The sequence below is a fragment of the Chryseobacterium sp. 2987 genome, from assembly GCF_031456375.1.
Taxonomy (GTDB): domain Bacteria; phylum Bacteroidota; class Bacteroidia; order Flavobacteriales; family Weeksellaceae; genus Chryseobacterium; species Chryseobacterium vaccae.
In genome coordinates, this window is sequence record NZ_JAVDUN010000008.1 from 90,452 (window position 1) to 113,849 (window position 23,398).

At 37.8% G+C, this 23,398-nt stretch carries 21 protein-coding genes; 16 read left to right on the forward strand and 5 right to left on the reverse strand.

Features of this window, described 5'->3' with window-relative positions; all coding sequences use genetic code 11:
* Positions 1 to 84: 84 nt before the first annotated feature.
* The 3 genes from J2Y40_RS20290 to J2Y40_RS20300 form a co-directional block, all read right to left on the reverse strand.
* Positions 85 to 2,022 carry a M1 family metallopeptidase gene (locus J2Y40_RS20290; protein ID WP_310000992.1) on the reverse strand — a complete coding sequence of 646 codons (1,938 nt, stop codon included), beginning with the start codon at positions 2,020 to 2,022 and terminating at the stop codon, positions 85 to 87.
* Positions 2,023 to 2,109: 87 nt separating this feature from the next.
* Positions 2,110 to 2,991 (reverse strand): SDR family oxidoreductase, encoded by an 882-nt coding sequence (locus tag J2Y40_RS20295; protein WP_153397814.1) that lies wholly within the window; start codon positions 2,989 to 2,991, stop codon positions 2,110 to 2,112.
* Between the two features lie 226 nt (positions 2,992 to 3,217).
* A complete protein-coding gene (locus tag J2Y40_RS20300; RefSeq protein WP_153397812.1) occupies positions 3,218 to 3,628 on the reverse strand; it encodes a DUF1573 domain-containing protein in 411 nt (136 codons plus the stop codon).
* Between the two features lie 169 nt (positions 3,629 to 3,797).
* Between J2Y40_RS20300 and J2Y40_RS20305 the strand changes: the two genes are divergently transcribed.
* The 3 genes from J2Y40_RS20305 to J2Y40_RS20315 all read left to right on the forward strand — a co-directional run bounded on the left by J2Y40_RS20305 (position 3,798) and on the right by J2Y40_RS20315 (position 8,144).
* The gene (locus J2Y40_RS20305; protein ID WP_310000993.1) at positions 3,798 to 5,045 is read left to right on the forward strand and encodes a HAMP domain-containing sensor histidine kinase; all 1,248 of its coding nucleotides are present in this window, start codon (positions 3,798 to 3,800) and stop codon (positions 5,043 to 5,045) included.
* A gap of 18 nt (positions 5,046 to 5,063) precedes the next feature.
* Positions 5,064 to 5,747 (forward strand): response regulator transcription factor, encoded by a 684-nt coding sequence (locus J2Y40_RS20310; RefSeq protein ID WP_310000996.1) that lies wholly within the window; start codon positions 5,064 to 5,066, stop codon positions 5,745 to 5,747.
* A 93-nt stretch (positions 5,748 to 5,840) separates the two neighbouring features.
* Positions 5,841 to 8,144: a GH92 family glycosyl hydrolase gene (locus tag J2Y40_RS20315; RefSeq protein WP_310000998.1), complete on the forward strand. Its 2,304-nt coding sequence runs from the start codon at positions 5,841 to 5,843 to the stop codon at positions 8,142 to 8,144.
* A 73-nt stretch (positions 8,145 to 8,217) separates the two neighbouring features.
* On the opposite strand, the gene J2Y40_RS20320 is transcribed toward J2Y40_RS20315, so the two are convergent.
* Positions 8,218 to 9,552, reverse strand: coding sequence for a dihydroorotase (locus J2Y40_RS20320; protein WP_310001001.1), 1,335 nt, complete (start codon positions 9,550 to 9,552; stop codon positions 8,218 to 8,220).
* 195 nt (positions 9,553 to 9,747) lie between these two features.
* On the opposite strand from J2Y40_RS20320, the gene J2Y40_RS20325 reads away from it, so the two are divergent.
* From J2Y40_RS20325 to ribA, 8 genes are all read left to right on the forward strand, one after another.
* Positions 9,748 to 11,202 (forward strand): lipopolysaccharide biosynthesis protein, encoded by a 1,455-nt coding sequence (locus J2Y40_RS20325; RefSeq protein WP_153397802.1) that lies wholly within the window; start codon positions 9,748 to 9,750, stop codon positions 11,200 to 11,202.
* 148 nt (positions 11,203 to 11,350) lie between these two features.
* Positions 11,351 to 12,367, forward strand: a complete 1,017-nt coding sequence (locus tag J2Y40_RS20330) for a sugar phosphate nucleotidyltransferase (RefSeq protein WP_153397800.1) — start codon at positions 11,351 to 11,353, stop codon at positions 12,365 to 12,367.
* 105 nt (positions 12,368 to 12,472) lie between these two features.
* Complete coding sequence (locus tag J2Y40_RS20335) at positions 12,473 to 13,318, forward strand: DUF4292 domain-containing protein (RefSeq protein WP_310001003.1); 846 nt, start codon at positions 12,473 to 12,475, stop codon at positions 13,316 to 13,318.
* The gene (locus J2Y40_RS20340; protein ID WP_310001004.1) at positions 13,315 to 14,880 is read left to right on the forward strand and encodes a peptidoglycan DD-metalloendopeptidase family protein; all 1,566 of its coding nucleotides are present in this window, start codon (positions 13,315 to 13,317) and stop codon (positions 14,878 to 14,880) included. The genes J2Y40_RS20335 and J2Y40_RS20340 overlap by 4 nt, the downstream gene beginning before the upstream one ends.
* A 31-nt stretch (positions 14,881 to 14,911) precedes the next feature.
* Positions 14,912 to 15,130: a twin-arginine translocase TatA/TatE family subunit gene (locus tag J2Y40_RS20345; RefSeq protein WP_310001006.1), complete on the forward strand. Its 219-nt coding sequence runs from the start codon at positions 14,912 to 14,914 to the stop codon at positions 15,128 to 15,130.
* Between the two features lie 15 nt (positions 15,131 to 15,145).
* Positions 15,146 to 15,760: a DUF4254 domain-containing protein gene (locus J2Y40_RS20350; protein ID WP_153397793.1), complete on the forward strand. Its 615-nt coding sequence runs from the start codon at positions 15,146 to 15,148 to the stop codon at positions 15,758 to 15,760.
* Complete coding sequence (locus J2Y40_RS20355; protein WP_153397791.1) at positions 15,757 to 16,209, forward strand: hypothetical protein; 453 nt, start codon at positions 15,757 to 15,759, stop codon at positions 16,207 to 16,209. The genes J2Y40_RS20350 and J2Y40_RS20355 overlap by 4 nt, the downstream gene beginning before the upstream one ends.
* A gap of 18 nt (positions 16,210 to 16,227) precedes the next feature.
* Positions 16,228 to 16,824, forward strand: a complete 597-nt coding sequence (gene ribA, locus J2Y40_RS20360) for a GTP cyclohydrolase II (RefSeq protein WP_153397789.1) — start codon at positions 16,228 to 16,230, stop codon at positions 16,822 to 16,824.
* Positions 16,825 to 17,350: 526 nt separating this feature from the next.
* On the opposite strand, the gene J2Y40_RS20365 is transcribed toward ribA, so the two are convergent.
* Positions 17,351 to 17,878: a hypothetical protein gene (locus tag J2Y40_RS20365; RefSeq protein ID WP_153397787.1), complete on the reverse strand. Its 528-nt coding sequence runs from the start codon at positions 17,876 to 17,878 to the stop codon at positions 17,351 to 17,353.
* Positions 17,879 to 17,994: 116 nt separating this feature from the next.
* Between J2Y40_RS20365 and J2Y40_RS20370 the strand changes: the two genes are divergently transcribed.
* From J2Y40_RS20370 to J2Y40_RS20390, 5 genes are all read left to right on the forward strand, one after another.
* Positions 17,995 to 19,716, forward strand: a complete 1,722-nt coding sequence (locus J2Y40_RS20370) for a glycoside hydrolase family 3 N-terminal domain-containing protein (RefSeq protein ID WP_310001009.1) — start codon at positions 17,995 to 17,997, stop codon at positions 19,714 to 19,716.
* A gap of 4 nt (positions 19,717 to 19,720) precedes the next feature.
* Positions 19,721 to 20,875, forward strand: coding sequence for an N-acetyl-alpha-D-glucosaminyl L-malate synthase BshA (bshA, locus tag J2Y40_RS20375; protein ID WP_153397783.1), 1,155 nt, complete (start codon positions 19,721 to 19,723; stop codon positions 20,873 to 20,875).
* A 250-nt stretch (positions 20,876 to 21,125) separates the two neighbouring features.
* On the forward strand, positions 21,126 to 22,397 hold the full coding sequence (locus tag J2Y40_RS20380) for a DUF2851 family protein (protein WP_310001011.1): 1,272 nt from the start codon (positions 21,126 to 21,128) through the stop codon (positions 22,395 to 22,397).
* The gene (locus J2Y40_RS20385) at positions 22,390 to 22,611 is read left to right on the forward strand and encodes a PspC family transcriptional regulator (protein WP_034725857.1); all 222 of its coding nucleotides are present in this window, start codon (positions 22,390 to 22,392) and stop codon (positions 22,609 to 22,611) included. The genes J2Y40_RS20380 and J2Y40_RS20385 overlap by 8 nt, the downstream gene beginning before the upstream one ends.
* Positions 22,612 to 22,613: 2 nt before the next feature.
* A complete protein-coding gene (locus J2Y40_RS20390; protein WP_153397779.1) occupies positions 22,614 to 23,126 on the forward strand; it encodes a GNAT family N-acetyltransferase in 513 nt (170 codons plus the stop codon).
* Positions 23,127 to 23,398: the final 272 nt, after the last annotated feature.

A 23,398-nucleotide genomic window follows, 5' to 3' on the forward strand; every position in this document is an offset into this window, starting at 1 on the left:
CTAAAAAATAAAAGCCTGAGTTCACGGTTGTGAAGCTCAGGCTTTTGATCATTGATATATTCTTATCCTATACCAGCAGAATATTTATGCCGGTGTCCAGGTATTGTTTTTAGTATTGACGTCCGGAACTACGGAATCCGGATCCAGCATTACTTCCGTAATTTCTTTAGTGGAATTAACTCTGAAGGTCCATTCTGTATTTCGTTTCCAGATTTCAACAGGAATTTTTACAGTTTGTTTGGTTCCGTCTTTGAATTTTAACTGAACGGTCGTTGGCATTGGCAGCTGTCCCAGGTTTTCAACGGTAATCTGCGCTCCGTTTTTAAAATCACCATTGACATATTTTACCTCTTTCACCGACTGATCAATCTTCCATTTGTTGATAAACCATCCTCTCCAGAACCAGCTGAGTTCCTCTCCCGAAACGTTTTCCATTGTATGGAAGAAATCCCAAGGGGTAGGATGTTTGAAGGCCCAGCGATCAATATAGGTTTTAAAAGCTTTGTCAAATTTTTCAGGTCCCAAAACGGCCTCCCTTAAAATTTCAAGCCCAAGCCCCGGTTTATAGTAAGCCAAAGCTCCGATGCTTCTTTCTTTCATGTTATCAGGACCTACCATCACAGGTTCCAGGTTATCCCCCATCATGAAACTTCCGGTTCTGGCCAGGTCTTTCTTTTTATAGTATTCCCCATTGTTGAATGCTTTTGTGGATAACTCATTAATAAAGGTGTTGAAACCTTCATCCATCCAGGCAAAAAGCCTTTCATTAGAACCAACAATCATTGGGAACCAGTTGTGCCCGAATTCATGATCTGTTACTCCCCAAAGATCTTCTCCTGCAGAATCCATATGGCAGAACACAATTCCCGGATATTCCATTCCTCCTTCGTTTCCTGCAACATTAGTGGCCGCAGGATAAGTATATTCATACCATTTTTGAGAATAATGCTCTATAGCAGCCTTTGTATATTCCGTAGATCTGCCCCAGGCTTTCTCTCCTCCGCTTTCTGCAGGATAAGCTGATATAGCCAGTGATTTTTTACCGCTAGGAAGGTTTATTTTTGCAGCATCCAGAATGAATGCAGGTGAAGAAGCCCAGGCAAAATCACGGGTCTGTTCAATTTTAAACTTCCATGTTTTTGTTCCTGAAGTCTGATTTTTTCCGATCTCGGATTCTGTACGGATCATTACTGTTTTATCACTGCCCTTTGCCTGCTGCCAGCGGTTATTCTCTTCTTTGCTGTAAACATCTTTAGCATTCAGAAGTTCTCCGGAAGCTACTACATAATGATTGGCAGGAACGGTTATATTGGCTGTAATATTCCCGTATTCCAGATAAAACTCTGATGCTCCAAGATAAGGCAGGGTATTCCAGCCCATTACGTCATCATACACGCACATTCTCGGATACCATTGTGCCATGGTAAAGATTTTACCATTTTTGGTTTTCTGAACTCCCATCCTGTCAGAACCGTATTCAGGAGAGATAAATGAATATTCGATGGCAATTTTAGCTTTACCTCCTTTGGCTTTAAGTTCATTTGGAAGGTCAATCTGCATCCGGGTGTCCGTAATGGTATATTTTACTTCTTTTCCGTCCAGTTTTACGGATTTGATCTTATAACCTCCCTCTAGTTTTTCGCCACGGGCTCCGTTTCGGCTTCCCGAAAGCGGAACCAAAGCATTTCCTCTGGAATCTTCTGCAAACAGGTTCTGATCCAGCTGCAGCCAGAGAAACCCTAATTTATCAGGGCTGTTATTGGTATAGGTAATTTCAGCGGTACCGGAAATTTCGTTTTCGGTTTCATTCAGTGAAACATTCAGGTTGTAATCTGCAGAGTTCTGCCAATAGGCATGCCCGGGCTGTCCGCTTGCAGACCGGGTTTCTGTTCCTGTCTGTGGATAAAAGAAAGGTTTAAATGCTTCTACATAACTGTATTTTGGAGCTTCTTGTGCTAAGGCTGTTCCTGATAAAAGAAAAACTGCAGCCGCAGCAACAAGACCTGGGAGCTTAAAATTCATTTGAAAAAATTTAGTAAATTCAGGGTATAAGTTATAAAAAATCCCGGAATCGTTACACTCCGGGATCTTTTTTAGTTTATTTTTATTTTAATTGGATTTTTTTGCCTTGATCATTGCTTCAAGGGCATCCCACATTTCCTTAGGAATATCTTCAAGCATATTAAACTCTCCTGCTCCCTGCAGCCATTCTCCGCCATCTATTGTCACGACTTCTCCATTCATATAAGCCGAATAATCTGAAACCAGATAGGCCGCAAGGTTGGCCAGCTCCTGATGTTCACCTACTCTTCTTAAAGGAACTTTTTTCCTCATATCGAATTTTTCCTGAAGATCTCCCGGAAGCAGCCTGTCCCATGCTCCTTTGGTAGGGAAAGGTCCCGGTGCGATGGCGTTGAAGCGGATCCCATATTTTGCCCACTCTACGGCAAGCGATCTTGTCATAGCCAGAACTCCTGCTTTGGCACATGCTGAAGGAACTACATAAGCAGAACCTGTCCACGCATATGTTGTCACAATATTCAGAACGGTTCCCGGCGTTTTAGAATCAATCCAGTGTTTTCCTATAGATAGTGTACAGTTCTTGGTTCCTTTTAAAACAATATCCAGGATAGAATCAAATGCAGAATGTGTCAGTCTTTCGGTTGGGGAAATAAAATTTCCTGCTGCATTGTTCAATAAAATATCAATTCTTCCGAATTCTTTTAAAGCTGCTTCTTTCATAGCTTCTACCTCATCCCAGTTTCTGACGTCACAGGATACGGAAAGCACTTTTCCACCGGTTTCTTCTTCCAGTTCTTTCGCAGTAGCCTGGAGTTTTTCAAGGTTGCGGGAAGTGATTACCACTTTGGCTCCCAGCTCCAGAAAATATTTAGTCATCGCTTTTCCCAGTCCGCTTCCGCCTCCTGTTACAATAGCTACTTTATCTTTCAATGCGCCTTCACGCAGCATTGGTTGTGTGTACATATTCATAAATGTTATTATTTTAAATACAGTTTATCACGTAGATTCTACAGACCATATCAGAGCAGCTATAAAATAAACATGAGATCGCTAAATGCTTACTATGTAAATTTAATACAATTATTCTTGCGGTTAATTTTAAAAATTATGCGGGAGATAATAACGACGGTATAATTAAAACAAAAAGCCGTTTCATTGTTGTGAAACAGCTTTATTTTATTGTTTTAAAAATTAATTATGCAACAACCACTCCTTTAAATGAAAGTGTTTTAGGAGTTTTACTGTCGCTTGTCGTTACATTTACGTTTTTGATAAATGGGCCCGCTGCTGCTGCATTATAGCTTGCTTCTACAAACCCTTTTTTCCCTGGCGCAATAGGTTCTTTGGTGTAATCTGCGGTTGTGCATCCACATGATGGTGCTACATTCTCAATAATGATTGGCTTTGAAGTAGTGTTGGTAAATTCAAATCTGATTAACTTTGGTTTTCCCTGAGGAATATTTCCAACATCAATAGATTCTGATTTCCATTTAACAGCATCTGCAATCATTTTTACCACAGCAGGGTTTTCTGTAGCCGATACATTAGCATAAAACGGAGAGAAGGCAAAAACAGCCAAAAGTGCAGAGATAGTTAATTTTTTCATGTATATAAATTTTATAGTTAAAAGATCAAAGGAATTCTTTATTTATTTTTGGTATAACAAATATAGAGCGGAAAACCGACAGAAGTTGTTAACTGCTATCAAACATTTGTTAACGAGTTGTTAATGATAAAAGATATATAGATATTTTTAGATAATATTGTTTAGGAAAATGGAAATAAAAAGACTCAATATTATTATAACGCTCGGGTTTGTTGCTATTATCGGGATTTTAATAGCCCAGCTTCTCTGGACCCGCCAGGCTTATAACCTTGAGGATAAAAAATTTAATCAAAAAGTAAATATTGCTTTACTGGAGGTCGTGGAGAAATTATCCGAAGGGAAAACGTCTTTCACTGAAAACCCGGTACAGAATATCGCTAATGATTACTATGTGGTTAATATTAACAATGAATTTCACCCTGTAGTTCTTGAACATTACCTGAAGACGGAATTTAACCGCTTTCAGATCAATACCGATTATGTATATGCCTTATACAACTGCCACAGCGATAAAATGATTTATGGAAAATACATTCCTAAAAATCAGGAAAGCTCCAATAATAAAGGGATTAGTTTTCCAAAACATAAGAATCTGACGTATTATTTTTCCATACGATTTCCGGATAAAACCACTTATCTGATCAGCTCGTTAAGGTTCTGGTATTTACTCACGTTTGCTCTCATTATCATTCTTTTAGTATATGTCTATTCCATCTATACCATTATTCAGCAGAAAAAATTCTCTGAGTTGCAACGCGATTTCATCAATAATATGACCCACGAGTTCAAGACTCCGCTGTCATCTATTCTTCTTGCTTCAGAAGCACTCAACAAACAGAATGCGATACAGGAGAACACCAAACTTCAGACGTATACTTCCATTATCATCAACCAAAGCCACAAGCTCAACAGCCATATTGAGAAAATATTGAATATTGCCAGAACTGATACTTCAGGACTGTCATTAAAGCTTCAGAAGATCATACTGCTTCCGTTTGTTCAGGAAATTGCAGAGACTATAGAACAAAAGAATGAAAACCTCAGCATTCGTGTAGATATTGAAAATAATGTATCTGTAATGGCGGATGAATTCCACTTTACCAACATCATATACAACATTTTAGACAACTCTGTGAAGTATTGTGAAAAGCACCCCGAGATTACCATTTCATCTCATAAAGATTCAAAAGGTTTATATTTAAAGTTTAAAGACAACGGAATGGGGATTCCTGCTAAAAATATTCCTCATATTTTTGATAAATTTTACAGGGTGAATACCCAAAAGAGCGATGAGATCAATGGTTTCGGATTAGGACTATTTTATGTAAAGAAAATCGTACAGCAGCATGGATGGAAAATTTCAGTTGAAAATAATACAGACCAGGGAATTACTATCACGATTTTTTTCCCCTTTTAAATTAATAATGGAGAAGTAATGGAGAAATCTAAAATTTTATATGCCGAAGACGACAAAACAATCGCTTTCCTGATTCAGGACAGCCTGGAAAATTATTATGACATCCATTGCTGCCCGGACGGTAAATCAGCCCTTGAAGCCTTCAACAGCCAAAGTTTTGACATCTGCCTGCTGGATATTATGATGCCTGAACTTAATGGATTTGAACTGGCCCAGTATATCCGCAGCAAGAATTCTGATATTCCTATTATTTTTATTTCTGCAAAAGCTTTAAAAGAAGACAGGATCAAAGGTCTTAAGATTGGTGCTGATGATTACCTTGTTAAGCCATTCAGCATTGAGGAATTAATCCTAAAAATTGAAGTTTTCCTGAAGCGCACCAAGAAAACAGATCATTTTCCGCTGAAATACAAAGTTGGAAAATTCGATTTTGATCCCAGAAACTATACTTTACAAGATCATGAAGGCAGCATCGCCCTTACCCAGAGGGAATCTGAACTGCTGTTGTATTTTATCCGTCACAAAAACACGGTTGTTAAGAGACAGGACATCCTGAAAGCCATTTGGGGAGACGATGACTACTTTATGGGAAGAAGCCTGGATGTATTTATTTCCAGATTACGGAAAGTACTTGCCGGTGAGCAGAATATCCTGATTGAAAACCTCCATGGAATAGGGTTCCGATTTTCCGAAAAAGCATAAGATAAAGGGAGCCACAACTGGAAAAAGAAATAACTTATTAATCCGTTTTTCTCTGATTTTTAATTAATTTTAATCTCTGAAAATTCGGCATTAATGAAAAATCAAGGAACCACTCCATCTGTTTTTATCTTTCTTTTATTGTTCAGCGTAAGCTTTCCTGCTCAAAAATTTGAAAAATTAATCCAATATGTCAACCCATTAATCGGTACCGAAAAAATGGGGCATACCTATCCCGGAGCAACTGTTCCTTTCGGAGCCGTACAGCTGAGTCCGGAGACGGATACCATTTCTTACGAGCTTAACGGCAAATACAACGGTGAGGTTTATAAATATTGTGCAGGATACCGTTATGAAGATAAAACCATTATAGGGTTCAGCTCTACTCATTTCAGCGGAACCGGACATTCAGATCTCGGAGATTTCCTGATTATGCCAACCGTTGGAAAGCTTCAGCTCAATCCAGGCACTGCCTCCCATCCCGAAAGCGGATACAGAAGCAGATTTTCTCATCAGAATGAAAAAGCCGAGGCCGGATATTATAAAGTAAAACTTGATGACTACAATATTCTGGCAGAACTTACTGCATCTGCAAGAACTGGAGTTCATCGGTATACCTTTCCCCAATCTGATCAGGCGCATATCATCTTAGATCTTACCGCCGGAATTTATAATTATGAGGGTAAAAACATCTGGACCTATGTGCGAGTGGACAATGACGGAACTGTGACAGGCTACCGACAAACCAACGGCTGGGCCAGAACAAGAACGGTTTATTTTGCCATGAAGTTTTCAAAGCCTTTCAAATCTTACGGACAGAAAAATTATGACGGACAACAGCCTTACAAAGGATTCTGGAGAAAATTTGATCAGACAAAAAATTTTCCGGAGATCGCAGGTAAAAACTTAAAAATGTATTTTGATTTTGATACCAAAGAGCAGGAAGCTATTGAAATCAAACTGGCCATTTCACCAGTCAGCCAAACCAACGCTCTGGAAAATCTGGAAAAGGAAACAGGCACATTATCCTTTGATCAGGTGAAAGCAAACGCTCAGGAAGAATGGAATAAAGAACTGAATAAAATGATCATCAAAGGTTCTGAAACCGAAAAAGTCAATTTTTATACAGCCCTGTATCACACGTTTATCAGTCCCACTACCTATATGGATATCAACGGAGAATACAAAGGACTAGATCAGAATATCCACAAAGCGGAAGGCTTTACCAATTATACTACATTTTCAATCTGGGATACTTACCGTGCTCTTCATCCTTTATTCAATATTATCCAGCCCAAGCGGAACAATGATATGGTTAAATCAATGATGGCTCATTATCAGCAGTTCTCCATGAAAATGCTGCCGATATGGTCGCATTATGCCAATGACAACTGGTGTATGAGCGGTTATCACAGCGTAAGCGTTGTTGCAGATGCCATTATCAAAGGAAATTACAACGGTGATGCCAAAGAAGCATTAAAAGCCTGTATTGCTACCGCCAACAAAAGAGATTATGAAGGAATAGGATATTATATTGATAAAGGATATATTCCTGCTGAAAAAAATGGAACATCCGTTTCCAATACATTAGAGTATGCATACGACGACTGGGCCATTGCACAACTTGCCAAACACCTGGGAGAAACAGAGATCTACAATCAGTTTATCAAACGATCTGAGAACTGGAAAAATAATTTTGATCCAGGCATAGGCTTTATGAGACCTCGTCTGGCAGACGGAAGCTTCAAAAAAGATTTTGATGTATTGAGCACCCACGGACAGGGCTTCATTGAAGGAAACTCATGGAACTACAGTTTCTTTGTCCCACAAAACCCTAATGAGCTGATCAATGCGATGGGCGGAAAGAAAAAATTTGCGTCAAAACTGGATGAACTGTTCACCATGCATCTTCCTGATGAGTTTTTTGCTGATACAGAAGATATTACCCGCGAAGGAATTATCGGCGGCTATGTTCATGGCAACGAACCTGCTCATCATGTGGCTTATCTTTATAACTGGGCAGGGCAGCCGTGGAAAACACAGGCTCAGATCAGACGTATTCTGGAAATGCAGTATAAAGCCACTCCGGATGGTCTTGGTGGCAACGATGATGCAGGACAGATGAGTGCCTGGTATATTTTAAGCTCACTTGGCCTTTATCCTGTAGCTCCGGGATCTGAAGACTATTCAATAGGAAGTCCGGCTGTTGATCACGCCATCCTTAACCTGGAAAACGGAAAGATTTTTGAGATTGAAGCCATCAACCAAAGCCAGAAAAATGTATACGTTCAGAAAGTTGTTTTAAACGGCAAAGAGATCAAAGATTTTACATTAAAACATTCAGAGATGATGAAAGGTGGAAAACTGACATTTCATATGGGTGTTAAACCCAAAAAGTAATAATCTGATAAAATGAAAAGGCCAATCTGCGATATGCAGATTGGCCTTTTTTATGTTTTTGTCTTTCCGAATTTTATTCCACTTCAAAAAGCAGCCTTTCCCCGAATTTCCCTTCGGCTATCTTCCCGTTGTCAAAAACAAGATGTCCGTTCACAAAGGTATGGGTTACTTTAGAATGTAAATTCATTCCCTCCAACGGGCTCCAGCCACATTTGTACAGAAGGTTATCTTTGGCAACGGTCCAGTCTGCATTTAAATCTACTAAAACCAAATCTGCTTTGTAGCCTTCTTTAATAAATCCTCTTTTTTCAACTCTGAAAAGAATGGCCGGATTATGGGACATTTTTTCAACGATTTTTTCCAGAGATATTTTACCATTTCTGTAATTCTCCAGCATCACGGGCAAAGAATGCTGTACCAGAGGTGCCCCGGATGGACATTTTAAATATTTATTCTCTTTTTCCTCAGCAGTATGCGGCGCATGATCAGTTGCAATCACATCAATTCTTCCGTCCAGAAGAGCTTCCCAAAGACCATCTTTATCCTGTTGGGTTTTTACTGCAGGGTTCCATTTGATTAAACCGCCTTTGGTTTCATAATCTTCATTGGTAAATGTTAAATGATGAACACAAACCTCTGCAGTAATTTTTTTATCTTTTAACGGAATATCATTTCTGAAAAGTGCAGTCTCTTTTGCTGTTGAAAGATGGAAAACATGAAGTCTTGCTCCTGTTTTTTCCGCCAGTTCAATCGCCTTTGAAGAAGATTTATAGCAGGCTTCTTCACTTCTGATCAGATGATGGAATTTTACAGGAATATCTTCACCGTATTCATCAATATATTTTTGAGTATTGGCTTTAATTGTTGCTTCATCTTCACAATGAACAGCAATCAGCATTTTTGTGCTGCTGAAAATATTCTCAAGAGTTTCAGGATTATCAACCAGCATATTTCCTGTAGAGGAACCTAAAAACAACTTAATTCCCGGAACATTTCTGGGATTGGTCTTTAAAACTTCTTCAAGGTTATCATTGGTTCCTCCCATCATAAAACCGTAGTTGGCATATGCTTTTTGAGAAGCGATCTCGTATTTATCGGCCAATAACTCCTGCGTAACTGCATTAGGAACCGTATTCGGCTGATCGATAAAACTGGTTATTCCTCCTGCAATCGCTGCTCTGGATTCACTTTCAATATCTCCTTTGTGCGTCAGTCCCGGTTCTCTGAAATGTACCTGGTCATCAATAACACCCGGAAGAAGATATTTTCCGGAGCCGTCAATAATCTGGTCTGCATCTTCGGAAATTTGGGAATCTATTTTAGAGATGAGGTCATTTTCTATTAAAACATCGCCATCAAAGATTTGGCCCTCGTTAACGATTTTTACATTTTTGATAAGGATTTTCATTGTACTTTTTAGAAATTAGATGTTACATATCAGAAGCCAGAAAAGTTTTGTGCTGTCAATATAAAATGTCATTACAGAGTTCCAGCTTCTACTCTTCAGCTTCTATAAAAAACAAAATTAAGATTTATGAATGAATTTAAAGACGCTCGTTAAAAATCAATTTCTAAATATTTACATTTGCATAAAATTTTCGATTTGTATAAGAAATTATTTGGGCAGACTGCTGTATATGGACTGAGTTCTGTATTGGTGCGTATTTTTCCTTTCATCGTCGCACCCATTGTCACAAAATTTTTTGGACCTGCTGCATCGTCTCCCTTTGTAGACTGGTATTCCATTGCAGGGGTAATTACCGTATTACTCACCCATGGTATGGAAACTTCTTTTTTCAGGTTTGCACAGGAGGATAATATTGATAAAAAAACATTAATCTCCACTTGCTCGGTAAGTATCATCAGCGTAGGTCTTATTTACCTTATCTTAGGGTATGTATTCAGGTATCAGTTGGCGCAGGCCTTTGAAACTCCGGATCAGGTCAATTTTCTTATCATTTTCTTATTCATTCTGTCATTAGATGCTTTTTCCACGATTCCGTCTGCAATATTAAGACTTCAGGGCAAACCTTTTAAGTATATGCTTTCCAAGGTAGCCGGTTCTGTAGTTTATTTCCTGCTGGTTGTATTTTTTATCCGATGGCTTCCTAAGCATCCTGAAGGCATATTCGGACTGAAATACAATCCGGATTTCGGGGTAGGTTATGTTTTTGTGGCCAACCTTATCCAAAGTATCATCACTCTTTTAATTGTAGGAAAGGAATTTTTCAGCTTCAGCATCTCCAAATTCGATTTCAATTTATGGAAAAGGATTATGAACTATTCATGGCCTGTAATGATTGCAGGATTAGCAGGTATTGTTAATCAGACCCTGGACAGACAGTTTTTGAAATATTTACTTCCGGAGAACCAGGCCCGTCATCAGATAGGGGTTTATGGAGCTGTGTATAAAATAGCAACTTTTATTACTGTTTTCAGGCAGGCTTATCAGCTGGGTATTGAACCTTATTTCTTTTCAAGCTTTAAGAATAAAGACTCTCATAAAACGTATGCCGTACTGATGGATGTTTTCGTCATTTGCAGCTGCATTATTTATATGGGGCTGATGGTCAACCTTCAGTGGATCTCTGAAAAATACCTAGGAAATCCGCTTTATTATGAAGGAATTGAAATCATTCCTTTTGTAATGCTGGGCGCTTTATTTTTAGGAATATATCTTAACCTGTCTATATGGTATAAGCTATCAGATCAGACACGGGTAGGACTCTATATATCAATCATAGGAGCATGTATTACGATCCTCATCAACTTCCTGTTCATTCCAAAGTACGGATATTGGGCCAGTGCAGTTGCTGCCTTGGTAACCTTCATGTCGATGATGATTATTTCCTATGTATGGGGGCAGAAACAGTACCCTATCCATTATAATACAGGGAAAATATTAATGTATTTGGCCTTTACTGTCGGGTTCTCACTGCTGTCTTTTTATGAGTTCAGAACCAATTATCTGGTGAGTAACCTGTTCCTTCTTCTTTTTATAGGACTGGTAGCTTATAAGGAAAAGGCGATATTATCCAGAATTATAAAAAGGTCTTAGGCTTTGGTCTTTAATTTGATGCTTTTCAAGCCTGTTATTAATTAACAATTTTCCACGGATATAAATCATATCATACGGAAGGTTTTAATTGCTATCTTTAACCTTACAAATCAAACTAACTAACATAAAAAACATTCTTAAATAGTCTATGAAAATAATTGTTCCTATGGCTGGACGCGGTTCCAGATTACGTCCACATACTCTTACTGTTCCCAAACCTCTTATTCCTATTGCCGGAAAACCAATTGTTCAGAGACTGGTGGAAGATATTGCTAAAGTAGCGGGAGAACCTATTGAAGAAGTAGCATTTATCATCGGAGATTTCGGACCTGAGATCGAAAAATCGTTAATCCATATCGCAGAAAAACTGGGTGCAAAAGGAAGCATATACTATCAGAATGATCCTCTGGGAACAGCTCATGCTATCAAGTGTGCAGAAGCTTCCATGCAGGGAGATGTGGTCATTGCCTTTGCAGATACTCTTTTCCGTGCAGACTTCCAGCTGGATAAAAATTCAGATGGTGTGATCTGGGTGAAAAGTGTAGAAGATCCGTCTGCTTTTGGTGTGGTAAAACTGGACAATTACGGTTTTATTACAGATTTCGTAGAGAAACCTCAGACTTTTGTTTCTGATCTTGCCATCATCGGGATCTATTATTTCAACAGTGCTGAAAAGCTGATGGATGAGATCAACCATATCATTGATAACGATATTAAAAACGGCGGTGAATACCAATTAACCATGGCTTTGGAAAACTTAAGAGCCAAAGGGGCAAAATTCACTTTAGGAAAGGTAAATGACTGGATGGACTGCGGAAACAAAAATGCAACCGTAGAAACCAACAGCAAAATTCTTGAATACGAAAGAGAAGAAATGATGAAATATCCTGCTTCGGCTGTTATTGAAAATTCACTGATTATCCAGCCTTGCTTTATTGGAGAGAATGTAAAAATATCCAACTCAAAAGTAGGCCCGGGAGTATCATTAGGAAATAATACAATAATTGTTAACTCCAATATTGAGAATTCCCTGATTCAGGAGAATACAAGAATCAATCACGGAAATCTTTCCAATTCCATGATTGGAAATTCGGCGCAGTATTTCGGTGTTGCAAGAGAAATTTCTTTAGGTGATTATTCCGTACTGGATTTTTTATCTAAATAAACCAAAACTTATTATTCCCAAACAAGATAATCCAAGCCACACAAAAGATTTTGTGTGGTTTGGCGTTAATATTGCAAAGTATTCTTTAATCTGAAAGATAAACACATGAAAAACTGTATCCTGATACTTTTAGTACTTCTTACCTTATCATCGTGCAAAACAAGAAATGCCGCAAAAAACAACAGCGGCAATGTGCAGGACAGCACTGTAGTTTCAGAAGATGGTAGAAAATCCAAAGATGACGGTGAATCTGTGAGAGACAAATACACCTTTTTTGAACATGTGCTTATCCCTCCCAAATTTGAGCAGATTAAAATAAACAGTAAAGTAAACGTACAGACAGGGAGCTTTATTCCGACTCTTGATGCTACCATTTATATTGAAAATGATAAAAAAGTCTGGATGAACCTTCAGGCCCTTCTATTTAATGTAGCCAGAGGAATTGCTACTCCGGAGGGGATTAAAGGCCAGGATAAGACCAGTAAAACATATATCGATTCAGATTTTGATTACCTCAATAATTTACTGAATGTAAACTTCATCGATTATAAATCCCTGGAAAAAATTCTGATGGGAAGAACTTTTGTTAAAATCAATGATTCAAATTTTACATTAACCCAAAATGCACAGGGGTTTAAAATGGTCTCCAATGCCAACCAGAAGATTGTTACCGATGAAAAAACAAGGGAATATAAAATTGTTCTGCTCTATGATACCAATTATGATTTGCTGAGCGTTAATTTAAAGGATGTTCTGTCTTCTGATGAACTGGAAATTTCTTACAGCAACTGGAATGAATACAACGGAATCCGTCTTCCAAAAAATGTTAAAATAATTATAAAAGGCTCAAAATCTAGTCAGATTTTACTGGAAAATACGAAATTTGACTTTTCGAGGATGGAAACACCTTATTCTGTACCATCCAGTTACAAGAAAATTGAGATTAAATGATTAGAAAATTTAGCTTTTTAATAGGTATTTTGATGTTCGGACTGCATCAGGGGCAGCAGAACAAGGAACAGCTTCAGAAGCAGAATGCCGAACTTAAAAAACAAATTGCACAAATAAATACAGATTTAGCGAAAACAAGAAACGAATCTAAACTTTCAGTAGCCTATCTTACCAACGTTAATAAAAAATTATCTTTAAGAGAAAAGGTGTATTCCAATACTCAGAAAGAAAAAAGATTTATTGAAGATGAGATTTATCTGCGTCAGCTGGAAATTAACCGCCAGAACAAAGAATTGGCCGTTCTTAGAAAGAATTATGCGGAAGTTCTTGTAAATGCTTATAAAAACAAAGGGGTACAGAACAAAGTAACCTTCATTCTTTCTGCCAAAAATTTAGGCGAGGCCATCAGAAGAGTACAATACCTGAAACAGTATTCTGATTACCAGGATAAAAAAGCTTCTGAAATTACTGATGCCGCTAATCAGATTAAAAAATCCATTGCTCAAAAGCAAACCTCCGTTAAGGAAAAAGAAAATCTTCTGGTGAACCAGCAGAAAGATCTTACGACCATTAATGCGGAAAGAGCCCAAAAGGAACAGTTGGTGGAAGATTTCAAGAAGAACGAATCAAAACTTACGGCTGAACTTAGACAAAAGCAGGCTCAGAATAAAGTAATAGAGGGGCAGATCAGAGCAATTATTGCTGAAGAAATCAGAATAGCAAAAGCTGAAGAAGAAGCCAGAAAGAAAGCCGAAGCTGAAAAAATACGTCTTGCCAAACTTGCTGCTGAAAGAGAAAAAGCAAGAATTGAAGCAGAAGCAAAAGCAAAAGCAGAAGCTCTTGAAAGAGAAAGAAAACTCGCTGAAGCAGAAGCTAAAAAAACAGCTGAACTCGCCGCTAAAAGAGCTGAAGAAGAGAAAAAACGAAGCGAAGAAGCCGCAAGAGCTGAAGCTAATGCCAAAGACGAAGCCAGAAGAGTTGCCGCTAAAAAAGCATATGACGAAGCGAATGCCAGAGCCAAAGAAGCTGCAGAAAAACTAACAGCAGCCAAAGCAGCAGAAACAGCCCTTGCCAAGAGAAAAGAAGAAGAGAAAAAAGCCGCAGAAACTAAAGCGATGACCAATTACGGGGTGTCTGCAGCTCCTGCCGGAAGTAGTTTTGCAGAGAGCAAAGGGAGATTGGGATATCCAGCAGACAGAGCCGGACAGATTACCCACCGATTTGGAAGACAGCCGCACCCGGTTTTCAAAAATATTACGGAAGAAAATAACGGTGTTAAAATTTCAGTTCCTTCAGGAACACGCGCGAAGTCTGTATATCCGGGGTCTGTTTCTTCAGTAATGGCTAACAGTGACGGAACAAAAACCGTTATTGTGAAACACGGAACCTATTTTACGATCTATTCCAACTTAGGAAGCGTAAGTGTCTCCAAAGGACAGCAGGTTTCTGCCGGTACGCCAGTGGGTACCGTTGCTCAGGATTTTGACGGTGCTTATACCCTTGATTTCCAAGTATGGAACGGAAGTACACCAGTTGATCCATTAGGTTGGATTTCATATTAAAAAAAGCGTAACTTTGCAAAAATTTTAAGAGATGAATACACTAACAATACTTGCCTTATCTTGGCAGCACGTTCTGATCGTAGCCATACTTTTGGTCTTACTTTTCGGAGGAAAGAAAATTCCGGAACTAATGAGAGGAGTAGGCTCAGGGATCAAAGAATTTAAAGATGCGGTAAAGGAAGAAGACAAACAACCTGGCTCAGAAAACAAAACGTCTTCTAACTCAAATAATAATTCTTCCAGCAACTAAAAAGCCCCAGAATTAATGAATTTCACTGAAACTGCATGGAAAGTCTTCAATCAATCTATTGAAGACTATCACGTGTCTGATGACGTTAACACTCTAATTAATAACCCGTTTGAAAAAGACAGTTTGGAACGGATTTTGTATGCAAAGAACTGGATTGATACCGTTCAATGGCATTTAGAAGATATTATTAGAGATGAAAATATCGATCCTGCTGAAGCTCTTCAACTGAAGAGAACAATTGATGCTTCTAACCAGAAAAGAACAGATCTGGTAGAATATATCGACGGCTGGTTCCTTAGAAAGTTTGAAAATATAACTCCTGAACCTGATGCAAAAATCAATACAGAAACTCCCGCTTGGGCAGTAGACAGGTTATCAATTCTTGCATTAAAGGTTTATCATATGTCATTAGAAGCTAATAGAGATTCCGCTTCTGAAGAGCACCGTGCAAACTGCCAGGCAAAACTGGATGTACTGCTTACCCAGAAAGAAGACCTATCCACTTCTATAGATCAGTTGCTTGCTGATATTGAAAACGGTAAAGTTAAGATGAAGGTATACAAACAAATGAAAATGTATAACGATGAAAGTCTTAACCCAATCCTCTATCAAAAGGGGCAACAGAAATGAAAAAACTATTTTTTTTTGGAGTACTAATCATCATCACTTCCTGTGCAACGGAAAAGCTTAACCTTTCTCCGCTGTCCAATAATTTTTATAGCGAAACTAAAGGCTCTGATTCAGACAGAGGCTCAAAGAAGAGTTTTGATATCAATATCAAAGAAAATGTTAACGCTTCTGAAATCTCAAACCTTATTTCTACTTTTCCAAAGTTTAAGAATGATGGTCTGAATGAAGAGATAACAAGCTTAAAATACAGCCTTCAGAATTATCTGTATGCTATTGACGCTAATAATTTAAACGGGAAAAACAGAGCGATTAAAAGCTTCGAAAAATCATATAAGAAAATTCAAAAACTCAGACAGAATATTGAAAAGGATGACAATGAGGTTCTTAACAGGTATCTGGTTCGTCTGAAAACGAATATCTCTGTTATTGAAGATTCTTTGAAAAATTAATAATTAACTGCAGTATTAATGATTAAAATTCAGGCGGAAGCCAATGTTCCCACAGAGCACGGGACTTTCCGAATGATCGCTTTCTCTGAAAACGAAAATGACTGGATGCCCCACATGGCCATCGTAGCAGAAAATACAGACTTCACAAAACCGGTGAACGTACGTTTTCATTCAGAATGCATTACCGGAGAGGTTTTTCACTCAAAAAAATGCGAATGCGGACAACAATTGGATGCCGCAATGAAATATATCCATGAGAACGGAGGAATGATTATTTATCTTCGTCAGGAAGGAAGAAATATAGGAATCATCAATAAGCTGAAAGCCTACTCGCTTCAGGAAAAAGGATTGGACACTGTACAGGCAAATCTGGAACTGGGACTTCCTGCTGATGACCGAAATTTCGGAGTGGCTATTGAGATCCTTAATCTGTTAGATGTAAAAGATGTCAATTTGCTGACAAACAATCCTGAAAAGGTAAAATATGTAACAGAAAGCAATGTACACCTTAATTCACGGATTCCTTTACAGATTCCGGCCAATGAAATAAGCAAAGGCTATCTGAAGACAAAAAAAGACTTCTTCGGACATCTGCTGGATGACAATGATAATTAAATAAAAATAATACAAGCTTCAGATTTCTGGAGCTTTTTTTATGCCCAATCATTATTAGAAGAAGAGAAAAAAATCATGCATTTCTAAAGTAAATAACCTGAATTCGGGTTAAGGAGTTTAAATATAAAAGGTTGGAAGATGGAAGAAGGAGGCTGGAAGTTACTTTTAGTTATAAATACTGAAAACCTCTGTAAAATCAAGAATGACATGTTAATCAATATAATTATCAGGTCGCTCCTACGGAGCTTACCTTGAATTTGAATAATGTATTAAATTCTATGAACAGAGTGCTCCTAAGAAGTATGTTGAAAAAAGTTCAAATACCTCCATTTTTACAAAAATAGAACCAATCTCAATTCGGGTTAAATAGCAGCCGATGTTTCAAAGATAAACAAGATCGCGTTGTTTTTATCTTAAGCACTAGTATTTTATATTATTATATCTTTCTTTATGACTAAAAAATCAAAAGCCCCAGGATTGCTCCTGAGGCTTTTTTAATTATAAAAAACTGAAAAGATATTCTTAATTAATTCACTTTGGTAGTTTTTACCTTAGTTTCATCCAGATTATAATATTTTACTACGGCATTATAATCACTTGTATCTACTGTTGCTGCATTCTTGCTTGCTGAAGCCGGAACCAGTACAATTCTGAATCTCTGATTATTTAAATAATCGGCTCTCTCAGTTGGTGTCAACTGTGTATCAAGATCGAAATTTTCATCATCAACTCTGATTTGTACGTTCTGAGAATCAAAAACAAAATTATAATCAAATACTCTGTTGTTCGGCATACCCGTTACATTGGGAAGGTATACAGATTTTGGAATCTGCTGCCATGCATTACCAGCTGCTCTATATACCAGGACTACATCTGTTGCTTCAATATTAATTCCCTGTGTAAATGCATAACCGTTTGCATTGGTTAATGATCCTGTGATATCTCTCATTCTGGAATAGGTATCTCCATCCCCCACTACATCATCCTTATTATCACAACTGTACACAAACAATGTTGCAAAGGCAAGAAGTAAAAATGGAATTATTTTTTTCATTTTCATAAAAGTTTAGTTATTATTTATATAGCGTATTCAAATCATATACCAAAAATTTCAAAAACTTTGTTTTTCATCATTTTTTTAATTGTATTTTTGTTCTTATAGAAAAGATCATGAAGAAATTAATATATACTTCCCTCTTTATTTGTGCATTCATAAGCCCTGCTGCCAAAGCACAGTACCAGCCCAAAAACCTTTCCAAAGACGATCTGAAAAAGGCCCATCACTGGGTAGACAAGACCTACAGATCACTTTCCCAGGATGAAAAGCTGGGCCAGCTGTTTATCGTAGCATTGTACACGAATAAAGGCGAAGGCTATATTGAGCAGGTAAGAAACATCGTGGTTAATGATAAGATTGGAGGTCTGATCCTGATGCAGGATGACGCTGCCAGAGAAATCAGTCTGGTGAATGAATTTCAACAGAAATCCAAAGTTCCGATGATGATCGGAATGGACGCTGAATGGGGATTGTTCCAGAGGATCGCTACAGCTCATAAATTTCCATGGGCTATGACTCTTGGTGCTATTCAGGATAAGAGCCTTATTTACCAGATGTCTGCCAAAATTGCTGACGACTGTCACAGAATGGGGATCAACTGGGACTTTGCGCCGGTTGTTGACGTTAATACCAACCCAGGCAACCCGATCATCGGAAACAGAAGCTTCGGATCGGAAGTAGATAATGTCATCAGCTCTGCCCTATCCTATTCCAACGGTCTTCAGGATAATACCATCCTCGCTGCCATCAAGCATTTTCCGGGACATGGTGATACCAGTACAGATTCTCACCTTGATCTGCCTGTTGTTTCCCATAACTTAGACAGACTGAACACTGTTGAGCTGGCTCCTTTTAAAGCTTTAATGGATAAAGGAATCGGAGGAGTGATGGTAGCCCATTTATATGTTCCGAGCTTAGAATCCGGAAAAGGCATTCCTGCTTCGGTTTCTAAAAATATTATTACAGGATTACTGAAAGATAAATTAGGCTATAAAGGTTTAATTATCACTGATGCATTAAATATGGGTGCTGTAGCCAATAAATATAAACCGGGTGAACTTGATGCTTTAGCGTTTAAGGCAGGAAATGATATCATGCTATTCTCCCAAGGAGTTTCCGAAGGAAAAAAATTAATCCAGAAAGCTATTGATAATCGTGAAATTTCACAATCCAGAGTAGAAGAAAGTGTAAAGAAAATTTTATTGACGAAATATTTTCTCGGCCTTGACAAATACACACCAAAAAACCCGGAAAATATCAACAGCGACCTGAACAATGACTCTCATAAAACCCTTGTTCAGAATCTTTATGCCAATGCTCTGACTTTATTAAAAGACGACAAGAAATTACTTCCTGTTACAGGAAAGCAGGTCTATTACGTTCCATTGGAAGAAGCTCCGTATCAAACATTCGCTAATCAGCTTGGGTCTAATGTTATGATCAAAAAAGCCAGTGAAATCAATGCTATTCCTGCAGGATCAATGGTAATCGTTGGTTTCCATAAAGATAATTCAACGGCTTATAAACCTTATAAGATTTCAGCAGAATCAAAGAAAATACTAGCTGACCTTACCAAAAAACAAAACGTTATTTTAAATGTGTTCGGAAGTGCTTACGCGCTGAAAGACATTGATATTTCAAATGTGTCTACTGTTCTTGTATCTTACGAAAACAATGACGATTCAATGACAGCTGCAGCCAATGCTCTGAATGGAAAGACAAAAATCTGGGGCAGACTGCCTGTTCTGGTTAACGACCAGCTTAAAGCAGGTATGGGTATAGACCTTAATGCCGGCGTGAACACAACCGTTTCATCAACATCAAAACAACAATAATCTAATGAAAATAGGCATACTTTGCTATCCAACCTACGGAGGAAGCGGAATTGTAGCAACAGAACTCGGAATGTCTCTTGCTAATAAAGGCTATGAAGTACATTTCATCAGCTCAGCGCTTCCCGCAAGATTAGACATCACCAATCCCAATATTTTCTTTCACAGGGTAAATGTTCAGACTTATCCGCTTTTCCAGTATCAGCCTTATGATATTGCTTTAAGTTCGATGATCTATCGTGTCGTGAATCTTTATAAGCTGGATCTGCTTCACGCTCATTATGCTATTCCTTATGCATATGCAGCATTCACCGCCAAACAGATGCTGAAAGAAGACAATAATGACATACCTTTGGTAACCACCCTTCACGGAACAGATATTACGCTGGTGGGACAACATCCAAGCTACAAACATGCTGTGGAGTTTTCCATTAATCAGTCAGATGCTATCACTTCTGTTTCTGAAAGTCTGAAAAAAGATACCCTTCAGTTTTTCAATATCAAAAAAGAGATTCAGGTTATTACCAATTTTATTGATAATTCTGAATTTGATGACTGTTCGGAATGCCAGCGAACACAGTTTGCCAATCCTGACGAAAAAATCCTGATTCACGTTTCCAATTTACGTCCGGTAAAACGCGTGGAAGAAGTGCTTCAGATCTTCAAGAATGTAGAGAAAAAGGTAAAATCAAAACTGATCATCATTGGTGAAGGTCCGGATATGGAAAAGGTTAATCAGTTTCTGGAGGAAAATCCTGATCTTATTTCCAAGATCCGTCTTTTAGGAAAAGTAAATGACCTGTATAAAATTTTACAGCTTTCCGATGTATTTCTTCTTCCTTCAGAACAGGAAAGTTTTGGTTTGGCTGCTTTGGAAGCCATGGCTGCTTATACTCCGGTCATCAGTTCCAATGCGGGCGGAATTCCTGAGGTAAACATTCAGGGAGAAACCGGATTCCTTGCTGAGATCGGAAATGTGGAAGCCATGAGCAATTATACGATCAAGCTCCTGAGCAATGATGAGCTTTTAACCCAGATGAAGCAGAATGCCAAAGACCAGGCGATCAAGTTTGATCTGAAAAACATTCTTCCGATCTATGAGGAAATGTACAGAACAACCATAGAAAATTTCAAGAAAGAAACCGTTGCAGGAATCAACTGACAATACGGTAAACAAGCATAAAATAGTGAATATCTCCTGTGAAAACGGGAGATATTTCTTTATAGCACAGCCCACAGATAATTTGTATAATTTTTATCTAAAACCTAAAGTATAATGAAAGAATAAATTAAAAAATAAGATCTGAAAAACATTCTTTCTCTTAATAAAGAAATGTATAGAACAACTGCTGAAAATTTCAAAAAGCGGTTACGAAATATCTGTTATTTAGAGTATTTTTATGCTAGCACTTATGACAGAAAAACTCCTTCAATATCTTTGGAATTATAAAATTTTCCAACATTTTGACTTCAGAGACACTGAGGGGAACCCTGTTGAAATCATCCATTACGGGAAATGGAATACGAATGCTGGTCCTGATTTCTTAGACGCCCAGATTAAAACAAAAGGGCTTCTGATTGCCGGAAATATAGAGCTACACATAAGAACCTCGGACTGGATCTTTCACAATCACTCCACAGATCCTAATTACCAGAATATTATTCTTCATGTGGTATTCCTGAACGATGCAGAAATTGATGACCTCAGCCGGCGAAATGTTCCCACTCTGGAATTGAAAGATCATATTGATGAAAATGTTCTCTGGAAATATGAAAAGCTGGTAAGTGGTAAGACTTTCATTCCCTGTGAAAATATTTTCAATCCTGCTAAAATTCCGATTGCTTTTCATGAAGAGAATATCCTGAAAAAACTGGATGAAAAATCTCTGGAACTGGAAAAGAGTCTGGATCTTCATAAAAACAATTTTGAGGCGGTACTTTTTCACAGTCTAGCCTACTCTTTCGGTTTAAAAGTAAATGCTCATATCTTCAGACAGATTGCAGAAAGCATTGATTTTAGTATCATCAATAAAATCCGGCAGAATGAAATACAGCTTGAATCCTTGTTTTTCGGAGTTGCAGGATGGCTTGATCAACCTATGGACGGGCAAATGATGCTCTGGAAACGGGAATTTGAATTTATTAAGAAGAAGTTCAATATTACTGATCTGAAATTTCATCCTAAATTTTTACGCCTGCGTCCTCCTAATTTCCCTACTATCCGTCTCTCTCAGCTGGCCGATCTTTATTACCAACACCAGAATTTATTTTCAAAACTCATCAGGGCGGAAAGTACGGAAGAATTGTATCATGTATTCTCACCCATCAAAGCATCGGAATACTGGGATTGTCATTTTAATTTCGGAACAATCTCAAAGGTTCAGCCCAAAATTTTGAGCAGAGATTTTATTGAACTGGTTATCCTGAATACAGTTTTACCTTTAAAATATACCTACCATAAATACCATAAAGAAGAAATTGCAGGTGAAGTCCTTGACTTTTACCGGAATATAACCACTGAAAAAAATACGATAACCTCCGGATGGAAAAAAATAGGTCTGAACTGTAAAAATGCTTTGGAAAGCCAGAGCCTGATTTATCATTACAAAAACTCGTGTACCGAAAAAAATTGCTTAAATTGCAGTATTGGATTTAAACTTTTAAAAGAATCTTCAAATGTTTGATAATATCCGCCATAAGATGGAAAGAGAATGGTTCGGTGTTCTTACGAGAACCGGGGCTAAACTGGGAATTCCTGTATCCAAGCTAAGGATATTCTTTATCTATTCAACTTTTGCCACTGCCGGCTTCTTCTTTCTGATCTATCTTGGATTGGCTTTCACGCTTTGGATCAAAGATATTTTTATTACCAGAAGACCCAGTGTTTTTGATTTATAATTATGGAATTTTTACCAATTACTACCGCTGAAGACTATAGAGTTCAGGAAATCTACTCTTCTTATACCTCAACTTTTCCTGAAGACGAGCGAAGAGACTGGAATCAATTTACTGCTCTTTTTTCCAATCCTCATGTAAAAGTAATCTCTGTACTGCACAATTCACAGACGATAGGATACCTGATCATCTGGGAACTGAGTTCTTATGTTTTTGTAGAACATTTTGAGGTTTTTGAGACCTTCAGAAGCCAAAAGCTAGGATCACACATTACAGGATACCTGTTTAAAACTTATCCCCGAATTGTTCTGGAAATAGAGCCGGATCATTTGGGAGAAGATGCTAAAAGACGCTATGCTTTTTATCAGAAAAACGGATTCACCCTGATTGATGAAATGTATGTACAGCCCAGTTATGGTGAAGGCAAAAAGCCATTAGATCTGTGGCTGCTTGCGAACTATGCCCCTGAACACCTGAAGGAGATCAAAGAAGAAATTTATGATGTAGTATATCATTAAAATATAATTTCCACTCAATGAAGGCTTCCCTTTTTTGCATTATTTTTTAGGTCAACTTTAAAATGGCAAAACAGGGAAGTTTATTTTTTATTCATCACTTCTCTTTAAATATTTATTATTCTCCAGGATAAAGATTCTCTACTCTAAAATTATCCCTTTCTTTTTTTCTTTTAACCTAATACTTAAAGTTATGGCCTCTGCTATAAATTCAAAAGTATAAAAAATGATGGTAAGGATTTTTTAACTACCTTTAATAATCTATAAAACAAAAT

Excerpts from the sequence above, each read along its gene's own strand:
- J2Y40_RS20370 (WP_310001009.1), top strand. The coding sequence starts at position 17,995 with ATGAAGAAATTAATATATACTTCCCTCTTTATTTGTGCATTCATAAGC.
- J2Y40_RS20350 (WP_153397793.1), top strand. The coding sequence starts at position 15,146 with ATGAATTTCACTGAAACTGCATGGAAAGTCTTCAATCAATCTATTGAA.
- bshA (WP_153397783.1), top strand. The coding sequence starts at position 19,721 with ATGAAAATAGGCATACTTTGCTATCCAACCTACGGAGGAAGCGGAATT.
- J2Y40_RS20315 (WP_310000998.1), top strand. The coding sequence starts at position 5,841 with ATGAAAAATCAAGGAACCACTCCATCTGTTTTTATCTTTCTTTTATTG.
- J2Y40_RS20385 (WP_034725857.1), top strand. The coding sequence starts at position 22,390 with ATGTTTGATAATATCCGCCATAAGATGGAAAGAGAATGGTTCGGTGTT.
- J2Y40_RS20340 (WP_310001004.1), top strand. The coding sequence starts at position 13,315 with ATGATTAGAAAATTTAGCTTTTTAATAGGTATTTTGATGTTCGGACTG.
- J2Y40_RS20330 (WP_153397800.1), top strand. The coding sequence starts at position 11,351 with ATGAAAATAATTGTTCCTATGGCTGGACGCGGTTCCAGATTACGTCCA.
- J2Y40_RS20295 (WP_153397814.1), bottom strand. The coding sequence starts at position 2,991 with ATGAATATGTACACACAACCAATGCTGCGTGAAGGCGCATTGAAAGAT.
- J2Y40_RS20390 (WP_153397779.1), top strand. The coding sequence starts at position 22,614 with ATGGAATTTTTACCAATTACTACCGCTGAAGACTATAGAGTTCAGGAA.
- ribA (WP_153397789.1), top strand. The coding sequence starts at position 16,228 with ATGATTAAAATTCAGGCGGAAGCCAATGTTCCCACAGAGCACGGGACT.
- J2Y40_RS20365 (WP_153397787.1), bottom strand. The coding sequence starts at position 17,878 with ATGAAAAAAATAATTCCATTTTTACTTCTTGCCTTTGCAACATTGTTT.
- J2Y40_RS20355 (WP_153397791.1), top strand. The coding sequence starts at position 15,757 with ATGAAAAAACTATTTTTTTTTGGAGTACTAATCATCATCACTTCCTGT.
- J2Y40_RS20335 (WP_310001003.1), top strand. The coding sequence starts at position 12,473 with ATGAAAAACTGTATCCTGATACTTTTAGTACTTCTTACCTTATCATCG.
- J2Y40_RS20345 (WP_310001006.1), top strand. The coding sequence starts at position 14,912 with ATGAATACACTAACAATACTTGCCTTATCTTGGCAGCACGTTCTGATC.
- J2Y40_RS20290 (WP_310000992.1), bottom strand. The coding sequence starts at position 2,022 with ATGAATTTTAAGCTCCCAGGTCTTGTTGCTGCGGCTGCAGTTTTTCTT.
- J2Y40_RS20320 (WP_310001001.1), bottom strand. The coding sequence starts at position 9,552 with ATGAAAATCCTTATCAAAAATGTAAAAATCGTTAACGAGGGCCAAATC.
- J2Y40_RS20300 (WP_153397812.1), bottom strand. The coding sequence starts at position 3,628 with ATGAAAAAATTAACTATCTCTGCACTTTTGGCTGTTTTTGCCTTCTCT.
- J2Y40_RS20305 (WP_310000993.1), top strand. The coding sequence starts at position 3,798 with ATGGAAATAAAAAGACTCAATATTATTATAACGCTCGGGTTTGTTGCT.
- J2Y40_RS20310 (WP_310000996.1), top strand. The coding sequence starts at position 5,064 with ATGGAGAAATCTAAAATTTTATATGCCGAAGACGACAAAACAATCGCT.
- J2Y40_RS20380 (WP_310001011.1), top strand. The coding sequence starts at position 21,126 with ATGACAGAAAAACTCCTTCAATATCTTTGGAATTATAAAATTTTCCAA.